Source organism: Reichenbachiella sp. MSK19-1, assembly GCF_003590315.1.
Taxonomy (GTDB): domain Bacteria; phylum Bacteroidota; class Bacteroidia; order Cytophagales; family Cyclobacteriaceae; genus Reichenbachiella; species Reichenbachiella agariperforans.
Genome location: NZ_MIER01000015.1, coordinates 606,370 through 624,504, shown reverse-complemented (window position 1 = coordinate 624,504; position 18,135 = coordinate 606,370). Strand labels below are relative to the sequence as shown.

General features: G+C 45.9%; 13 protein-coding genes. All 13 read left to right on the top strand.

The features are described from left to right. Nucleotides 1-24: 24 nt before the first annotated feature. On the top strand, nucleotides 25-3,267 hold the full coding sequence (locus tag BGP76_RS10645; RefSeq protein ID WP_119844645.1) for a SusC/RagA family TonB-linked outer membrane protein: 3,243 nt from the start codon (nucleotides 25-27) through the stop codon (nucleotides 3,265-3,267). Nucleotides 3,268-3,305: 38 nt separating this feature from the next. Further along, entirely contained in the window at nucleotides 3,306-4,850 is a 1,545-nt protein-coding gene (locus BGP76_RS10640; RefSeq protein WP_119844644.1) for a SusD/RagB family nutrient-binding outer membrane lipoprotein, read from the top strand. 125 nt (nucleotides 4,851-4,975) lie between these two features. Further along, complete coding sequence (locus tag BGP76_RS10635) at nucleotides 4,976-6,052, top strand: sulfatase-like hydrolase/transferase (protein WP_119844643.1); 1,077 nt, start codon at nucleotides 4,976-4,978, stop codon at nucleotides 6,050-6,052. Nucleotides 6,053-6,061: 9 nt separating this feature from the next. Further along, complete coding sequence (locus BGP76_RS10630) at nucleotides 6,062-7,729, top strand: metallophosphoesterase (RefSeq protein WP_119844642.1); 1,668 nt, start codon at nucleotides 6,062-6,064, stop codon at nucleotides 7,727-7,729. Between the two features lie 44 nt (nucleotides 7,730-7,773). Further along, nucleotides 7,774-8,868, top strand: coding sequence for a phosphatidylinositol-specific phospholipase C1-like protein (locus BGP76_RS10625; RefSeq protein WP_119844641.1), 1,095 nt, complete (start codon nucleotides 7,774-7,776; stop codon nucleotides 8,866-8,868). After that, the gene (locus BGP76_RS10620) at nucleotides 8,865-10,220 is read left to right on the top strand and encodes an alkaline phosphatase PhoX (RefSeq protein WP_119844640.1); all 1,356 of its coding nucleotides are present in this window, start codon (nucleotides 8,865-8,867) and stop codon (nucleotides 10,218-10,220) included. The genes BGP76_RS10625 and BGP76_RS10620 overlap by 4 nt, the downstream gene beginning before the upstream one ends. Beyond that, entirely contained in the window at nucleotides 10,217-12,100 is a 1,884-nt protein-coding gene (locus BGP76_RS10615; RefSeq protein ID WP_158584235.1) for a metallophosphoesterase, read from the top strand. Before BGP76_RS10620 ends, BGP76_RS10615 begins: the two co-directional genes overlap by 4 nt. Next, nucleotides 12,093-13,460 (top strand): aspartate aminotransferase family protein, encoded by a 1,368-nt coding sequence (locus tag BGP76_RS10610; RefSeq protein WP_221409879.1) that lies wholly within the window; start codon nucleotides 12,093-12,095, stop codon nucleotides 13,458-13,460. Before BGP76_RS10615 ends, BGP76_RS10610 begins: the two co-directional genes overlap by 8 nt. A 31-nt stretch (nucleotides 13,461-13,491) precedes the next feature. Then, nucleotides 13,492-14,181 carry an HAD-IA family hydrolase gene (locus BGP76_RS10605; protein ID WP_119844638.1) on the top strand — a complete coding sequence of 230 codons (690 nt, stop codon included), beginning with the start codon at nucleotides 13,492-13,494 and terminating at the stop codon, nucleotides 14,179-14,181. A 3-nt stretch (nucleotides 14,182-14,184) separates the two neighbouring features. Further along, nucleotides 14,185-15,468 carry a DUF5690 family protein gene (locus BGP76_RS10600; RefSeq protein ID WP_084190633.1) on the top strand — a complete coding sequence of 428 codons (1,284 nt, stop codon included), beginning with the start codon at nucleotides 14,185-14,187 and terminating at the stop codon, nucleotides 15,466-15,468. 1 nt (nucleotide 15,469) lies between these two features. Next, a complete protein-coding gene (locus BGP76_RS10595; protein ID WP_119844637.1) occupies nucleotides 15,470-16,630 on the top strand; it encodes a TIGR03364 family FAD-dependent oxidoreductase in 1,161 nt (386 codons plus the stop codon). A gap of 439 nt (nucleotides 16,631-17,069) precedes the next feature. Next, a complete protein-coding gene (locus BGP76_RS10590) occupies nucleotides 17,070-17,336 on the top strand; it encodes a tyrosine-type recombinase/integrase (protein WP_119844636.1) in 267 nt (88 codons plus the stop codon). A 64-nt stretch (nucleotides 17,337-17,400) separates the two neighbouring features. Further along, nucleotides 17,401-17,979, top strand: coding sequence for a hypothetical protein (locus BGP76_RS10585; protein ID WP_119844635.1), 579 nt, complete (start codon nucleotides 17,401-17,403; stop codon nucleotides 17,977-17,979). The last annotated feature ends 156 nt before the right edge of the window (nucleotides 17,980-18,135 follow it).

Below are 18,135 nucleotides of genomic sequence, written 5' to 3'. Positions count from 1 at the left end.
ATCAAAACACAAAAATCAAATTCTATGAACTCAATTTTATTGAATCCAAAAAACATTAAGCTACTGCTACAAAGCTTGGTGCTCGTTTTTGTTCTCATGGGTAGTATTGTCGCTAGCGCACAGGATAGACGCATCGAAGGACAAGTATCTGATGCTACAGGGACTGCTGTCATCGGCGCGACTGTGATCGTCAAAGGGAATGAAACTGTAGGTAGTATTACAGATGTCAATGGTCGTTACTCTCTTACGATTCCATCTGGTGCAGAGAAGCTGATCATGACTAGCATAGGTTATGCGACTCAGGAAGTAACGATAGGTAGCCGCACAGTAGTGGACGCTACATTAGCAGAAAATGTAAAAGAACTCCACGAGGTAGTGGTCACTGCTCTTGGTGTGGAAAGAGAAACTAAGGCACTAGGCTATTCAGTGCAAGAAGTACAAGGTGATGACATGACCGAAGCGCGCGAGACCAATATGGTCAGTGGGTTGAGTGGTAAAGTCGCAGGTGTACAGGTGACTAACTCAGGATCTACCATAGGAGGATCGGCTAGAGTTACGATCAGAGGAGAGTCCTCATTGAACATCAATGGAAATCAGCCCTTGTTCATCGTGGATGGTATTCCAATTAGTAATCAAGTGCAGGGCGCATCGGGTAGTGGAAACCTAGAAGTGGATTACGGGAACGCCGCAGGAGAAATTAACCCAGATGATATTGCTACGGTGTCTGTTCTTAAAGGGCCTGCAGCAGCAGCCCTGTATGGCTCACGTGCTGCTAACGGGGCAATTTTAATCACAACCAAGACAGGGAAATCCTCCAAAGGAATCGGGATAACTATCAACTCTAATACGACTTTTGAGAATCCATTGCGTTTGCCAGAGTGGCAAAATACATACGGACAAGGAAACAATGGTCAGTTCGAGTTTGTAGATGGGTCGGGATCAGGGATCGCGGATGGTGTGGACGAAAGCTGGGGTCCTAAGTTGGACGGTCAGTTGATCTCGCAGTTTGACTCACCACGAAATATTGATGGGTTTAGGGGAGGTGATCTTAATGCACCTGCTGGGAGTACTATCACGCCTACTGCATGGTCTCCAAGTCCAGACAATATCAATGACTTTTTCGAAACAGGAGTGACACTGACGAATAGTATCTCGATTGCTTCGTCTAATGACAAAGGAAACATAAGGCTTTCATATACCAATTTGGATCAAAAGGGAATGGTACCAAATACTGATTTGAAAAGAAATACACTTGCTTTGAATACAGGGGTGAACTTGACGGATAAATTGAAAATCAATGCTTCTATCAACTACATCAATACTGAGAGTGGCAACCGCCCAGCGATTAGTTATGGTACGGAGAGTTTGATGTACTTATGGATATGGTATGGTCGTCAGGTCAATACCAACAACCTGAAGAATTATTGGATGCCAGGGATGGAAGGTGTACAACAGTTCAATTACAACTACAACTACCACGACAATCCTTATTTCACGACCTACGAAAATACTAATGGTCAATCCAAGGACAGAGTATTGGGTAATGTGTCTGCTACCTACAAGTTTACCAATGAGTTGAGCTTGATGGTTAGAACAGGTACTGATTTTTACAACGAACTCAGAGATAGAAAAAGAGCCTTTAGTACACAGAGATTCCCATTAGGTATGTATCGGGAGGATAAATTGTACTTCAACGAACGCAATTCTGACTTCCTTTTGACATACAATAAGCAATTGAATAAGGACTTTGGTTTCACGGTTTCAGCAGGAGGTAATCAAATGAAGCAAACCTTCAACTACAATCAAACCGTTGCTCCTCAGCTATTGATTCCAGGGATTTATAACTTCTCTAATTCGGCTGTCAATCTTCAGGTTTCTCAAAACGATACGGAGAAGAAAATTAACTCGCTATATGGTTACGCTCAGTTCGCATACAAGAACATGATCTTCTTGGATGTCACAGGACGAAATGACTGGTCCTCGACATTGCCAGTTGATAACAATAGCTATTTCTACCCATCAGCGACATTGAGTGCGGTGATTAGTGATATGGTAGCGCTTCCGTCACCGATTTCATTTGTTAAGTTGAGAGGCGCGTACGCACAGGTTGGTAACGATACAAATCCATACAGTCTGTCTAATGTCTATGTGTCAGAGACTGCATGGGGTTCTACTCAGGCTAAAAGTGAGTCTTCTGTTTTGGCTAATGCTGAGTTGAAGCCAGAGAAAACAGCTTCATTCGAGTTGGGTGCAGATGTGAGGCTCTTTAAAGGTAGATTGGGATTAGATTTTACATACTATGACAATCGTACAAGTGATCAGATCATCCCGATCGCATTGGATATAGCTACAGGCTATAATAGCCGTATCATCAACGCAGGAGAGATTCAAAACAACGGAATCGAACTTATGGTGAACGCTACGCCAGTTCAGTTGGCCAATGGATTGACTTGGGAGATGGGAGTCAACTTTACACGAAACAGATCAAAAGTAATCGAATTGACGGAAGGCTTAGATACATATACCATGACTGAAATAAATGGAGCTTATGTACAAGCACGAGTAGGTGAGCGAATGGGGGATATCTATGGTGTTGGTTTTGCGAGAGTTGAAGATGAGAACAGTCCGTATTACGGTCAGATTATTCACTCAGCTGAAGGTACACCTCTCCGTGGTTCTGAATTGGAAAAACAAGGCAACTATAACCCAGACTGGATGATGGGTATCCAAAATACGCTTTCATTCAAAGGCCTATCATTGGGGGTTTTGTTTGATATCCGTCAAGGAGGTATAGTTGTGTCTCGAACCAAGACGATTGGCAGTACTTCTGGTCAGTTGAAAGAGACATTATATGGAAGAGAGAATGGCTATGACCTAGCCTTAGATGGAAACGGTATCATTTCTGAAGGTGTAATTCAAAATGCCGATGGTTCTTTTATACCAAATAATGTGAAAGTTGCTTCTAGAAATTGGCACAACAGATACTACGAGCGAAACAACGTAGAGGCTGCAAAGTATGATGCGTCGTATGTCAAGTTGAGAGAGGTTAAGTTGAGCTACACGATGCCTAGCAAGTGGTTTGTTAGTACGCCAGTCAGATCGATCAAAGTATCTGTAGTAGGTAGAAATCTAGCTCTTTGGACGGAGAATCCACATTTTGACCCAGATGTCATGGCGATGAGTGGAGGGACACTACAGCCAGGGATAGAAAACATGGCCTACCCATCTGCGAGAAGTTACGGTTTCAATATCAACATCAACCTATAATTCAGGGACATATTTCTAAATAGTATAAATACAGAAAGATGAAAAAAATTAATATAAAAGCAATTCTCGTAGCGCTAGCATTAGCTGTGTCAGCCTGTGACCAAGGGTTCGAAGAAACCAACGTCAACCCCAATAGCCCTGAGGCTGTGCCTGCTTCTCTCTTGCTTCCGACTGTCATCAGAAAAGGAGTGTCTGAGACCGCTGGTTTAGCATGGGGATATGGTAATGTCGTGATGCAATATTCTGCAAAAATTCAGTTTACTAACGAGGATCGTTATAACTGGGGACCCGCTAGTGATCCGTATGATCCATTCTTCAATTCGATGCGTGATGTGCAGAATATCATCAATATCTCTGAAGAGTCAGGTGAGGACAATTACAAAGGAGTCGCACTCGTGATGAAATCTTGGATGTACTCTGTGATGACAGATACTTATGGCGATTTGCCATATAGTCAAGCTGTAGCGGCCAAGTCTGGTGTGAATTCACCGGTTTTTGATACGCAGTCCGATATATACGCAGGGATTATTGCTGATCTAGAATCAGCTAATACACTTTTAGATCCATTAGGAACGAGTATCGAAGGAGATATTTTGTTCGCTGGAGACATCATGTTGTGGAAGAAGTTTGCAAACTCCCTATTGTTGAGAATTCACATGAGACTGTCTGATAGAATAGATCCTAGTGCTGCGATGCAAGCGATCATGAGCGATGCGAGTACTTACCCAATCATGACAGGCAATGAAGACAATGCCGCATTGCAGTATTTGCAAGATAACCCGAATCAGCAGCCACTTTATACGACGCGTTCAGGTTCATTTGATGAGTACCGACTGAGCGAAAATATGGAAGACATTCTCAAGTCATTGAATGACAACAGAATCTACGCTTATGCTCAACCTACTACTAATTCTGGCGCAGGGCTTGTTGGGGCTTTGGATGACTATCAAGGAGTGCCTAATGGCCTAGCTGATGAAGAGGCATTGGCTTACTCTCCTAGTGGTGAAGCGGATAAGGGTGGATCTAACTACATCTCTAGAGTAGGCTTGATGTTCTCCTGTTCAGCATGTGATGATTTGGCTTCACCGATTGCAAGACAATCGATCTTGATGAGCTATTCTGAGTTGCAGTTTGTATTGGCAGAGGCAAGAGAGCGTGGGTTTATCTCGACGGGTGATGCCGAGATTTACTACACGAATGGCATTCAATCTTCATTTGACTACTACATATCGAGACTTGATGTGGGTGGTTATACTGATATCAGTGCAGCAGTAGCGCCAGACGCGACTTATTTCACACAAGCAGATGTGGCTTACACTGGGACGCAAGCAGAGCTTTTGGAGAAAATCGGGACACAAAAGTGGATCGCATTGTTTTTCAGCGGAATGGAGGCATGGTTCGACTGGAGAAGAACGGGTTACCCGACGATCACGCCTGGAGCAGGAGCAGTACAGCCGACAGTGCCAGTGAGGTTCATCTACCCAACTGATGTACAGGCTCTCAACAAGGATAATTACGATGCAGTGATCGCTCGTCAGGGACCTGACAATCTCAATACCCATGTTTGGTGGGATATAAATTAATACGATAAGGATATAAAAACCACCCCTTCACCTCTGAATAAGAGACGGGGTGGTTTGTCTTTTCGATTCAATGATGCCTAGCACACTAGCAATCAAATTTTGTCAAAAAACACAATACTTTAAGGATGAAAAAAATATCAATACTGTGCCTACTATGCGCAATGTCAATTATGAGCTTGGCACAAAAAACAGAAAATATCATACTCGTATCTCTTGATGGTCTGAGATGGCAAGAATTGTTCGGAGGAGCAGATTCCCTGCTTGTCGATGATTCTAAATATGTGGAAAATCCAGAAGAGCTCACTGAGGAGTTTTGGGTCAATGATCCACTACAAAGAAGAGAAATGCTGATGCCTTTCTTTTGGAACACCATCGCAGTAGAGGGGCAACTCTACGGCAATAGGAAGTATGGGAATAAGGTAGATTGCAGTAACCAGATGTGGTTTTCATATCCAGGGTACAACGAGATTTTGACAGGCTTTGCAGATGACGAAAACATCAGTAGCAACGATAAAATTAACAATCCCAATGTTACCATTCTAGAGCATCTCAACAATACCAAAAAATACAAGGGGCAAGTAGCAGCTTTCGGCTCTTGGGATGTGTTCCCCTACATCATCAACAGGGAGCGCAGTGGTCTCCCAATCAATGCCGGGTTTGAGAAAGCAACCGACAGCCCTAGCGAGACAGAGTCTTTCTTGAACAAGATTCAGGACGAGATCAGAGGCCCTTGGGGTGGCGTTCGCTTGGATGTGTTTACCCATCACTATGCCATGGAGTACATGAAGAAAAACAAGCCTAAGGTGCTCTATGTCGCCTACGGTGAGACGGATGATTTTGCTCATGATGGCGAGTATGACCAGTATTTGAAATCTGCGAAGCAAACCGATGCTTACATCAAAGAGCTATGGGATTATGCACAGTCTCAAGATCAGTACAAAGGCAAGACGACACTCATCATCACTACAGATCACGGCCGTGGCACACACCCAAAGAAAACTTGGCAGCACCATGGCAACCGCATCAAAGATGCTGGTGAAATCTGGATAGCAGTGATGGGACCAGATTCACCTGCGAAGGGCGAAATCAAAGAAGAAGGGCAGTTTTACCAAAACCAAGTGGCGCGTACTGTCATGGAGGCTCTGGGAGAAAAATACAAGCAACCTAAAGCTGGTGAGGCAGTGCAGGGAGCAATTCAGTAGTAGTGATTTATGAATAGACTAGTTGTTACGTTTGTAATTTTGTTTGTCTGGGGGTGTAGTAGCCCTCAGACTCATTTACCCATTCCTACTTATTCGGATGTGTTATTAGGAGACTTGACAACCAATGCAAGGTTGGATTCTCTGCTGCATCTGCCTATGATGGTTGGCGTGGATGTCAATCAAGACTGGCAGGTAATTGCCACTGATACGGTTGGAGGATTGAATCCCACCATACCGTCCTTTGATAGTAGCGAGTCTGTAACACTCCCACATCGAATCCTACTGCCCAATTCACCGATTTGGTACAGAACCTCTGTGCCACTCGATAACGGCGTACTGCACATTCGTGCCGATGATGGCGCACAGCTTTGGCTCAATGGCCAGCGTGTTCATCGATTGACAGGAGAGTATTTCCCTATTCACGCTACATCCAATCAACCTACAGAAATTACGATTCGAGTGCTCAACAATGCCATGGAGGGCGGACTCAGAAGTGTCCAATGGATTGCTCAAAAGGACTGGTCAGACTATCAGAGCACCCAACAAAAACATTACGATCAGTGGATCACAGAGCGAAAGCTCAGCTTGATTCATCCAGATTTGAAACAAGCAGATTTGTCAGCATATCCAGCCATGCTCACCGATCCCTACTGGCAATCAGCCAATGATAGTCTCTACCTAAGGTGGCAATCTGAGGGAATAGAGCAGGCAATCCTCCGATTCGGAAAAGACTCTTTAGATCTCAATCTGCACAAAACTGTCTCAGGTGTTTCAGGGAATTTTCTTACAGCTTTCCTATCCTTTGAGAACATAATCTATTACCAAATACAACAAGGAAAGACGCAATCGCAGATCTACAGTTTCCAAAAACAAATGGTAAAGGACACTTTCCAATTGGCACTCTGGGGAGATAGCCAAGGAGGATGGGCTACTTTTAGTAAGCTTATATCTCGTATGAATGAACATGAACCCGCCTTCGGTTTAGGAGCAGGGGATCTTGTCGATCAGGGCAGTGACCGCTTCGCATACTTGCAGTTTGTAGAGGCCTTGAGTCAGTCCACTTTTGTGCATTATCCAGTGCCGGGCAATCATGATTATGACGGTTATTACGACGACCTTAATCCAAAGAATTACTTTGAGTTCGCTGCTTTGCCTCATCAAAAGCAATACTTCTCTTGGACTGAGGGCAATTGTGCTTTCATTGCATTGGATCCTGATGAACGGTTTCCTGTTGGGATTCCAAAAGGGTCAGATCAGTATGATTGGTTTATTGAGCAGATTCATTCATCCGCTTGGGTGTCAGCGGAGTGGCGATGGATTGTATTGCATCATCCGCCTTACTCACAAGGTTGGCCAGGCTATCACGGTGAGGTATCTATATTGGAACTCCTAGAGCCGCTTTTTGAATCCACTCGCATCGATCTAGTGGTCGCTGGACACAGCCATGACTATGAGCGATTGATCCGTCAGTTTGGAGCGCAAAAGACAGCGTTTCTGGTTGTAGGTGGTGGTGGAGGAGGTCTTGAACCTTCGGGTTTGTCCGACTGGCCAGTCATGGATACCGTCATCAAAAAACACCACTATGGTATAGCTACAGTACAAGGCAAATCATTGACTTTCAGAGCCTATGATCTGGAAAATCAATTGATGGATAGTCTAACCTTAACGCACCAATGATTCACCCAACCCAAAAGAATTTAGCAATTAATCATTTTATATTCATGAAACATTTGACTCCCATATTCTTTCTCTTCCTGACAGCAATCGCCTGTCAACCCAAGCAAGAAACCCAAGAACCAATCAAGCTCAACCAAATGCAGGTCATCGGTAGCCACAACAGTTACAAGAGCGGCATAGAACCCGCCCTGATGCAATTGTTGATTCAAGAAGACTCTGGTGCGATGGGCTTGGACTACAAACACCTGCCACTCGATCAGCAGTTGGATTTGGGACTGAGGAATCTGGAAATAGATGTCGTGTATGACCCAGAAGGAGGGCGTTTTCAGCAGCCTTTGGCTTTGCAGTTGATGGATTCTCTGGGAATCCCAGCCTTACCATTCGATACGGCTCATGAGTTGTCAACTCGGGGCATCAAAACTTTTCATATCCCGGACATTGACTTTAGGAGTCACTGTTTGACTTTCAAGGGGTGTTTGTCGGATGTACGGACCTGGTCCATGGCGAATCCTACCCATTTCCCTATCATCATCACGATCAACCCTAAGAACTCCGGCATCAACAAGCCAGGATATACCGAAGTGACTGCTTTTGACGCTCAGGCTTTGGATAGTTTGGATGCGGAGATCGCAGCTGTATTTGCAGATGAAGAACTGATCACCCCTGGACTGGTACAGGGATCAGCAGCGAGTTTGAGGGAAGCGGTCTTGACTACTGGCTGGCCAGCATTGGACGCTTCGAGAGGGAAAGTCTTGTTTGTCTTCGATGCAGGTCGTGAACTGACTGAGCAGTATTTGCAAGGTGACGTAGTGAACAAACCGATGTTTGTGGATGTAGAAGAGACACACCCTATGGCTGCATTTTTCATCATGAATGATCCGATTGAGCAGGAGCAGGAAATCAGAGAGCGAGTCAAAAAGGGCTACATGGTCAGAACCCGCGCAGATGCCAATACAGATGAAGCGAGGAAGAACAACTACGAGCGATTCGAGGCTGCCAAACGCTCAGGCGCACAGGTGATCACCACAGATTACTATGTCAAAGAAATCAACCCATTTAGTACTTTCCAAGTCACATTTGATAGCTCGACCTACGAAAGAAACAATCCTGTATCCATCAACCCCAACCAAGCACAATGAATTCACGAAGAAAATTTATCAAACAGTCTGCAGTAGTTTCCATAGGATTTGCCGGACTAGCACAGTACCTGACTCATTGTTCGTTTGCCAAAAAAGAAACTATGACAGCTGCCAATCAATGGTTGGAATTGCCGAAAGGATTCGAGGCAAAGATCATCTCTCAGTGGGGAGAAAAAATGTCAGATGGATTCTTCGTGCCTAGTAGAGCGGATGGCATGGCGGCTTTTGATTTGGATGGGAAAGTCGTCCTCATCCGCAACCATGAGAACAGCCCTAATCCCATTGAATTTGGGCCATTTGGCAAAGATTTGGAGCTGTTTGATCTGTTACACAAAGAGCAGTTTTATGACCATGGATTTGGGAAAAATCCAAGTCTTGGGGGTACGACCACTGTGGTATTTGACGAAGAGAAGCAGGAAGTAGAGAAGCAGTTTTTAAGCCTGATCGGTACCAATCGCAACTGCGCAGGAGGACCGACTCCATGGAATACTTGGATCACTTGTGAGGAAGACACTACGCCACAAGGCGAAGAAAATGAGCAGTCTCATGGATACAATTTTGAGATTCCTGTCAGTGGCACAGGATTGATCGTGCCTAAGCCCATCAAGGCGATGGGTCGCTTCAACCACGAAGCGGTGGCTGTAGATCCCAGCACTGGTATAGTCTATCAGACCGAGGATCAGCACGACAGTTTGATCTATCGTTACCTGCCTCATGTGCCGGGAGAGCTCCATGAAGGAGGCGTGCTACAGGCCTTGGTTATCAAAGACCAGTCGAGTTTTGACACGCGAAATATTGAACAACAAGCGCTGGCAGTTGGCCAGTCACTTGCGGTGGAATGGATGACGCTTGATAATGTCGAAAGCCCAGCGGATGATTTGCGCCACAGAGGTTTCGAAGCGGGAGCGGCTGTTTTTGATAGAGGCGAAGGCATGTGGTATGGTAACGAGGAGGTCTATTTTGCCTGTACCAATGGCGGCAAGAACCGCTCAGGTCAGGTGTTCAAATACAAACCGAGTCCGTTTGAGGGGACAGATCGGGAAGCCGAACAGCCCGGTGTTTTGACATTGTTTGCAGAACCCAATGATACCGAGATACTGAAATTCTGCGACAACCTGACCGTTTCACCATGGGGTGATGTGATCTTGGTGGAGGATGTAGCGGATGCCTACATCCGAGGCATCAAGCCGAACGGAGAGATCTACAACATTGGTAGAAATGTAGGCTCCAAATCAGAGCTTACAGGCGTATGTTTTTCGCCATCAGGCAAAACACTATTCGTCAATGTACAAGAAGAAGGACTCACCATGGCCATCACAGGGCCTTGGGACCAATTGAGAGACAAAGCATGAAAAGATTATTAATTCTAGTTGTTTTAATAGGAACAGTACAATTTTCGCGAGCACAGGACGCCCTCAGCGAATGGTGGTTTTGGCCAGACTATACGCTGGATCGCCATGCTAATAACCCCATCGGGCCAAGATTAGAATCGCCTAAGTCACCCGTTGCTCCTTTGAAATACAAGACCTATCCGTTTGAGTTTTTCGGTCAAGATCCAACGGAGCGAGTCGAAGGTTTTTTCCCTTCTGAGCGAGTGCCAACGGAGGCTTTTTCGGTGGAATTCTGGTTGCTCTACCATGTTAATCAAGAGGTGGGCATCATGACCACCTATCGTTATCAGCATGAGGAGCAAGATCCGCTGTGGTTGCTGGGTGTCTATGGTCGTCAGGTAGTTTTTACGCTCAAAGATCAGGAGTCGGCGTTTTCTAGCGCACTGAATGTTGAAGTGGAGGGACGCGGATGGAAGAATTACTGGGCACATCTGGTAGCCACCTATGACGGGCAATCCATGAAACTCTACCTCAATGGCGAACTGAAAGCTCAGATGAAAGTCGGTAAAATCATGCAATACGACCCGAAAGTCATGCAGTTGGAGAATGCTGCCTACCTCTCTCATGAGCCCTACATGCAGATGGGAGATTTGTTGAAGTGTCAGCGACTGTATCGTCAGGCTTTGAGCAAAAAGGAGATTGAAAAGAACTTCGAAGACTTTCAAAACCTGACCATAGAAGGTAAGCTCTACCCAGACCTATTTCATTACAATGCTGGACCTTACCTACAGATGGGTACGCCTACCCAGATGGGGGTCGTCTGGGAAACCAGTGAACCCGCCAATACAGTGATTGAGTACGGGACTTCTGTGCCCTTGACGGAAAGTGTGAAGCTAGAGACCCTAAAAAGCAACCGCGAAACAGGTACAGTTGAAGGCAGCAACATCAATCAATACGTATTCAAAAACCTAGAACCGGGTCAAGCTTATTTCTACAACATCAAATCAACTTCCAAGGATGGGCAGGTGATAGAAAGCGGAATTTCGACCTTCAAAACTGGGGAGGTTGCGCCAGCATCTTTCACCTTCTCGGTGATAGGTGATACGGAGGCGCGTCCACATGTCAACAACCGTGTGTCCAAGTTGCTTTGGGACGAGCGACCTGAGTTTCTGCTCAATCTTGGAGACCTGACCGATGGCGGCCAAGAGGCCAACAAGTTCCAGTGGAACTATGAGTACTTCCATGCCATGAGTCAACTGACCTCACGCATTCCGGTGTATCCAGTTGCGGGCAATGGAGAGGGTGATCTGTATTGGTTCAATCAGTACCACATCTTGCCGTACAAGTACAAGGCCTACTACAAATTCACCTTTGGCAATGCGGAGTTCTTCATGCTCGATAGCAACCGAAAGGATCAGTTTGCAGAGGGAGCGGAGCAGTATGTTTGGCTAGAGGAACAGCTGCAGCACTCTACTGCTGAGTGGAAGTTTGTAGCGCATCATCATGCACCCTATTCCTCGGATGAGGACGACTATGGAGACAGTTGGAAGGAGTCTACCTCCATGGGCGACCCAGAGATCAAGCCCATCGTGCCACTCTACGAAAAGTATGGCGTGGACATGGTCTTCTTCGGTCACCTGCACACCTATCAGCGGACCCATCAGATATTGGACAACAAAGTCACCAACACCAAAGGCGTGACTTATGTCCAAGCCGGTGGTGCAGGGGGTAATTTGGAGGATTTTGCACCGACTCGTTCATGGTTCAGTGCCAAGACATTCAGAGGACATCACTACTTGACCATCGAGGTGTTCGGGGACGAGCTGGAGCTGCGCATGTACGATAGCGAAGGCCGAATGAAAGACATATTTAAACTCAATAAATCAACCAACCATGAGTAACATGACTGCCTCCTTCGTGCAGCAAGGAGATACGCACAAGTCTGGGGTGCAGAGCCGAAAGGCCGAATCCCTGAGTCAAGCGTCACGAACGATATTGAATCGTGATGCCAACGTTTTTTTGCACCAAGCATTGTCTTCGCCTGTGATGAATGTCATCGACAGGGCAGAGGGCGCTTACATCTTCGACCATGACGGCAAGCGCTACTTCGACCTGCATGGCAATGGCGTACACCACATCGGGTACAACAACCCTGCGGTCGTAGCAGCCATCAAACGCCAACTGGACGATCAGTTGAGTTTTGCACCGAGACGCTATACGGCACAGGTGACGGTGGATTTTGCGGAGAAGCTGGTGTCGATGGCACCTGAGGAACTGGATCGAGTGCTGTTTTGTCCGGGAGGATCGGAAGCCATAGAGATGGCCGTGATGCTCGCCAAGCGTGTGACGGGCAAGTGGAAGACAGTTTCCTTTTGGAATCAATTTCATGGCAGCACCTTTCAAGCAGCGACGCTCAGTGGCAATGCCCACTGGACGACTGGCGTGGGGCCCATGGTGCCGGGTGCATTTTTTGTGGAGTTCCCGAACTATTACCGCAATCCCTGGGGTATAGATCCTGCTGATACAGATGCCATCGATGATGCCTATCTTGATCAGCTGCGTGTCGTGTTTCAGAACAATCCAGATATCGCAGCGGTGGTCGGGACACCTGTGGCATCTACGCCTTTTATCCCGACAGCTAGATATTGGCAGACTGTGAGAACACTTTGCGATGAGTACGGCGCATTTTTGATCTTTGATGAAATCGTGTGTGGCATGGGACGAACGGGTAAAATGTTTGCCGCGGAGCACTATGTTACCCCCGACGTACTGGTAGTGGGCAAGTCTCTAGGCGGAGGAATACTGCCGTTTGCAGGTATCTTGACCAAGGGCAAATACAACGTCGTGGCAGATTATTCGATCGGGCATTTTACGCATGAGAAGAGTCCGATTAGTGCAGCAGCGGGGCATGCGACCATTGACTTCATTCAGCAAGAAGAATTGGTGTCACGTGCGGAATCATTGGGTAGCTACCTGCTCAAAGGATTGCAAGAGATGGCAGCTGCATATGATCAGATCGGTCATGTGGACGGGATCGGTTTGCTCCTGTCGATAGATCTGGTGACCTCAAAGAAGTCCAAAGAACGGAACCCAACTTTAGCGAATGCGGTATTGGAATATGGCCTGTCCAAAGGCTTGTCATTCAAAGTGATCGATACCAATGTGGTCACACTGCATCCTCCCTTGATCATCACGCAGGACGAAGCGGATTTTATCCTGGAGAGCTTCAGACAGATTTTCAAAAGCTTAATAAAAAATTAACCATTGTGCTTCGGCATTATAATATAGATATATGAATTTGAACGGAATAGAGCTGGTCGTATTTGACATGGCTGGCACCACAGTAGAAGAAGGAAAAACAGTGTATCAGTGTGTGAAAAAAGCATTGGAAAGAGTCGGCATCCATCTGGAGTTGGAAGAGGTGTTTAGAGCAGTGGGTGGGATGAACAAAACCGAAGGCATCAATCAGTTGATTGATGCGCATGCGCCTGAGACTAGTGATGAAGAGCGTGAGGCAGTCAATGCAGATTTTTTTAAGATTTTGATCGAAAAATACGAAGAGACAGACGAAATCAAAGCCTTTCCAGGAGCGGTAGAGTTATTTGCAGAACTACACAACCGTGGGATCAAAGTAGCCCTAGATACTGGCTATAGTCGGGAGATTGTGGACCTATTGCTCAAGCGTCTAGGCTGGACTGGAAGTGATTTGATCGATTTCACAGTGACCAGTGATGAAGTAGAATCGGGCAGACCCTCGCCAGAGATGATCCAAAAGATCATGGCGCATTTTGGAATCACAGACGCACAGCGAGTCGTCAAAGTAGGGGATACCCAATCCGATATGGAAGAGGGACTCAATGCCCAGTGCAAGTACATCGTAGGCGTAGCGTCCAACATGTACAGCCGCGAAGAATTGACAGCTTTGGGCGCGACACATGTCGTCTCCAATCTCATGGAAATCATGGATTACGCCAAAGTATAAGACATGGATGTGACCTTGCCTGCTGCTTTCTCCCAAAAATCCAAAAACGCTTGGTTCCTCGTGATCTCTATGGGATTGGTGGCATTTTCGACTTATTCATGCATGTATGCTTTTCGAAAGGCTTTTTCTGTGGGTGTATTTGCGGATGTTACCTATCTGGGGTTGGAGTTCAAGAGTCTGCTGATCATCGCTCAGGCACTGGGGTATATGTTCTCGAAGTTCATAGGGATCAAGTTCATTTCTGAACTAAAGAAGAGCCAGCGGGCTTGGTTGATCTTGGCGCTGATTGGTTTTGCAGAGTTGGCCTTGGTACTGTTTGCGTTCATCCCAGCTCCCTACAACTTCTGGTGTCTTTTCCTCAATGGTCTGCCTTTGGGTATGATCTGGGGTATCGTGTTTAGTTATCTCGAGGGTAGGTCTAGTACGGAGATATTGGGTGCGATCCTGTCGATCAGTTTCATCATGGCATCCAATCTCTGCAAGTCCGTCGCACAATGGCTCATCATCAACCTCAGTGTATCGGAGTACCACATGCCCTACATTGTTGGGCTGATATTCACCGTGCCGCTGTTGGTCTCGGTCTATTTGCTCAACAAAATGCCCGAACCGACAGAGGAGGACAAAGCGGAGCGGATGGCACGCGTGCCTATGGATGCTGCAAGTCGCCGTACAAGCCTCAAAAGTATCGGAGGATTGATGCTGGTCATGGTACTGAGCTACATGATGCTCACCATCTTTAGAGACCTGCGCAGCAATTACGCTTCCGATATTTGGCTGGCTTTGGGCTTTGCGGAGGAGCCGTCGATCTACTTGAGTACGTCGATACCTTCCACCATCATTGTACTGATCGTGATGAGTTCGATTTTCCTGATCAGGGACAACTTCAAGGCACTGTTGGCCATACAGTTGATCATATTGGTGGGCTATGTCACGATTGCGTTGAGCACTTTTGGGATGGAACAAAAAGTGGTGTCTGGTTCGCTGTGGGTGATTATGATCATGACAGGCGTGTATTTGGCCTACATTCCGTTCAACTGCTTTGTGTTTGAGCGGGTCATCCCGGTCTTCAAAATCTCTGGTGCCAACATAGGTTTTTTGATGTACATCGCGGATGCTTTTGGCTACCTAGGCAGTGTGGGAGTGTTGTTGTTTAAGAATTTTTATTCACCCAATGTGGATTGGTTGGACTTTATCGTCCAGTCCGCTTATGTGGTAGCCGTGATAGGGATCGTGATGACGGGTTTTACGGTAGTTTATTTGTTGCGAAAGATTAGAATAGCGAATTGAGATGAGTACAATGAAATATGATTTGATCGTAGTAGGTGGCGGTATCTTGGGTACCTTTCATGCCTACCATGCACTGATGGCAGGCAGGTCCGTCGCGATGATCGAGCGAGACCATGAACCGATGAGCGCCACCGTGCGAAACTTCGGACAGGTCGTCCCGTCGGGTATGGATGCCAAATGGCAAAAATATGGCCGCAGGAGTCTAGAGATATACAAAGACATACAGGCTAAGACAGATATATCGATTCGTCAAAACGGCTCGATCTACATTGCCTCAGACGAGGAAGAAATGACACTGATCCACGAACTGCAGCAGATCAATCAGGTCAATGGATATGCTTCACAGTTGAAATCCCCTGCCGAATGTCTAGAGACTTATCAGGGTTTGAAAGCGGACTATGTGAAGGGAGGCTTGTTTTTTCCAGATGAGGTGACTGTAGAGCCAAGAGTGGCAGTTCATCAGATCAGAGCCTACTTGATCGAGCAGTACGGTTTGCAGTATCTCTCGAACCGCTGTGTGACAGAGATTGAGTCTGCCAGTGACAACCAGTGGGTATTTTGCAATTCAGGCGAAGTATTCATGTCCGAAAAGGTCGTCGTATGCACGGGCAGTGATTTCAAAAATCTGTATCCAAAACTCTACCAAGAGAGCGATCTCGAAGTGACCAAGCTGCAGATGATGCAGACAGTACCGCAAAGGAATCAATTCATACCTGGCTCTGTGCTGACTGGACTGAGCATCCGACGTTATGAGAGTTTTAGCGAATGCAACTCCTACGCAGCAATCAAGGCCAAAGAAGACCCACAGTCCAAACACAAAGAGTGGGGGATTCACATCCTATTCAAGCAAGCGATGGATGGCAGTGTCATCATCGGCGACTCCCACGAATATGCAGATGCCGCCCAAGCAGATATGCTAGGGTTTGATATCAATCAGGAGATGAATGAGTACATGATCCGGTTAGCCAAGGAAATCTTCGACCTAGAATCTTGGGAGCTGCAGCGCACCTGGTTTGGTATCTATAGCCAGTGCAAAAACAAGGATGTTTTCGAGCATACCATTGACCAGCACATCCACATTGTCACCGGGATAGGAGGCAAGGGCATGACAGGTAGCGCAGGATTCGCTGAGGAAAGTATTCGGAAGATTTTTGGAGAGTAGGGGAATAGATTCTTGGGGATTCAAGTGGGGATATTGTCTGGTTTGAGTGCTGTTTTGCTTCTATGAATCTTGTACCAAAGGAAAGTCAATAAACTACCCCTCAGGTCTTCTAGAGGCATAAAATGTACTTGTTCAAAAAGCCTGCGCAGACTTTGTCTCAAACCTGCTGTGGTTTTACTAAAAACCTAGTGTTACTTTGCCACAAACCTGCGCAGACTTTAGATCAAACCCGCGCAGACTTTGAGTGAAATCCGCGCAGACTTTGGATCGAATCTGCGCAGACTTTGAGACAAACCTGCACGGGTTTGTAAAGAGACAAAAACAGGCATTTTTTGGTGCCTCATAATCGATAGATATTGGAAGGGAATCTGGGTGTATTATGGGTACTTCCTAAGAAAATATTAATGCACTATTTGCGTGGATTAGAATCTGAAATCAGGTGTTTTTGAGATTGTTGTCTATTCAATACAGCGCTACTAGCCTGGCTAAAATTATAAAAGTCGCTGCAAGAAATGCAAAAATATTAAAGGTCGTTACACCACATATGCTGCGTCACAGTTTTGCAACACATCTGTTAGAAGCAGGCACAGATTTTCGCACTATTCAAACATTATTGGGACACAACTCTCTAGAAACCAGTCAAATGCATACCTATGTAGCTACCTCAAGTTTGCGAGATATCAAAAATCCATTAGATTCGCTCTGATACAACCGAAGTAAACACCACAAAGGTGTGTTTATTGAATTGTTAGATTGCATTCACTGCGAAGATGAAGATAACCTTGAACAAAGAAGCTGAACAGGAGATTGCAAAACTCGCATTCACTTCAACCCTAACTCTTAACCAACTAGCCAAGAAATACGGCTTAACCGCTGGCCGACTCTCAACCTTAAAGAAGAACTTGGCAACTGAGCGAATTACAACTTCTGATTGGATTCTTGGAAGTCTTACATCTCAACCCAAATCAACGGTTCAACAAATTCAAGAGTACATTGATTTTAAAAATCGTGATCTAATCTCAACTGACGAACTGAGGGAAACGCTCGAACTTCTCCATTCAAAAGGATTCGTTTATGAAGACTCAGGTAACTGGAATTTGAGCGAACGAACTATTGAACTTTTCAACCACTCCGATGAGAGATTGGCTGGTGAATTAACACTGGCACATTTCAACCTGGAGAACATGAAAGCTGTATTCAACCCACCAACTGACGATCCCTTAATGTACAATGGATACGAACTGAATTCGAACAACTTCAAACATCTTAACGGAGCTGCTGAACTGGAATTCAACTTTGAAAAATACAGCTACTTTCTAGCCTGTAGACAAGGCGAAAACGCAATCTAATATCAGATATGAGATGCATGGCGGTTTCGCTGTAAAGGAAGCACTAGAGCTTTTGGAAGCCCCGCCGATTCTGCGATGCGCCTCATGAGAAATAAAAAATGTATTAGCCGAATCACAGATTCGGCTATATTAGCAACTGAAACAAAGAAAATATAA

Bases quoted from the DNA above. Each gene is read 5' to 3' on its own strand.
- BGP76_RS10645 (WP_119844645.1), top strand. From the start codon at position 25: ATGAACTCAATTTTATTGAATCCAAAAAACATTAAGCTACTGCTACAA.
- BGP76_RS10640 (WP_119844644.1), top strand. From the start codon at position 3,306: ATGAAAAAAATTAATATAAAAGCAATTCTCGTAGCGCTAGCATTAGCT.
- BGP76_RS10635 (WP_119844643.1), top strand. From the start codon at position 4,976: ATGAAAAAAATATCAATACTGTGCCTACTATGCGCAATGTCAATTATG.
- BGP76_RS10630 (WP_119844642.1), top strand. From the start codon at position 6,062: ATGAATAGACTAGTTGTTACGTTTGTAATTTTGTTTGTCTGGGGGTGT.
- BGP76_RS10625 (WP_119844641.1), top strand. From the start codon at position 7,774: ATGAAACATTTGACTCCCATATTCTTTCTCTTCCTGACAGCAATCGCC.
- BGP76_RS10620 (WP_119844640.1), top strand. From the start codon at position 8,865: ATGAATTCACGAAGAAAATTTATCAAACAGTCTGCAGTAGTTTCCATA.
- BGP76_RS10615 (WP_158584235.1), top strand. From the start codon at position 10,217: ATGAAAAGATTATTAATTCTAGTTGTTTTAATAGGAACAGTACAATTT.
- BGP76_RS10610 (WP_221409879.1), top strand. From the start codon at position 12,093: ATGAGTAACATGACTGCCTCCTTCGTGCAGCAAGGAGATACGCACAAG.
- BGP76_RS10605 (WP_119844638.1), top strand. From the start codon at position 13,492: ATGAATTTGAACGGAATAGAGCTGGTCGTATTTGACATGGCTGGCACC.
- BGP76_RS10600 (WP_084190633.1), top strand. From the start codon at position 14,185: ATGGATGTGACCTTGCCTGCTGCTTTCTCCCAAAAATCCAAAAACGCT.
- BGP76_RS10595 (WP_119844637.1), top strand. From the start codon at position 15,470: ATGAGTACAATGAAATATGATTTGATCGTAGTAGGTGGCGGTATCTTG.
- BGP76_RS10585 (WP_119844635.1), top strand. From the start codon at position 17,401: ATGAAGATAACCTTGAACAAAGAAGCTGAACAGGAGATTGCAAAACTC.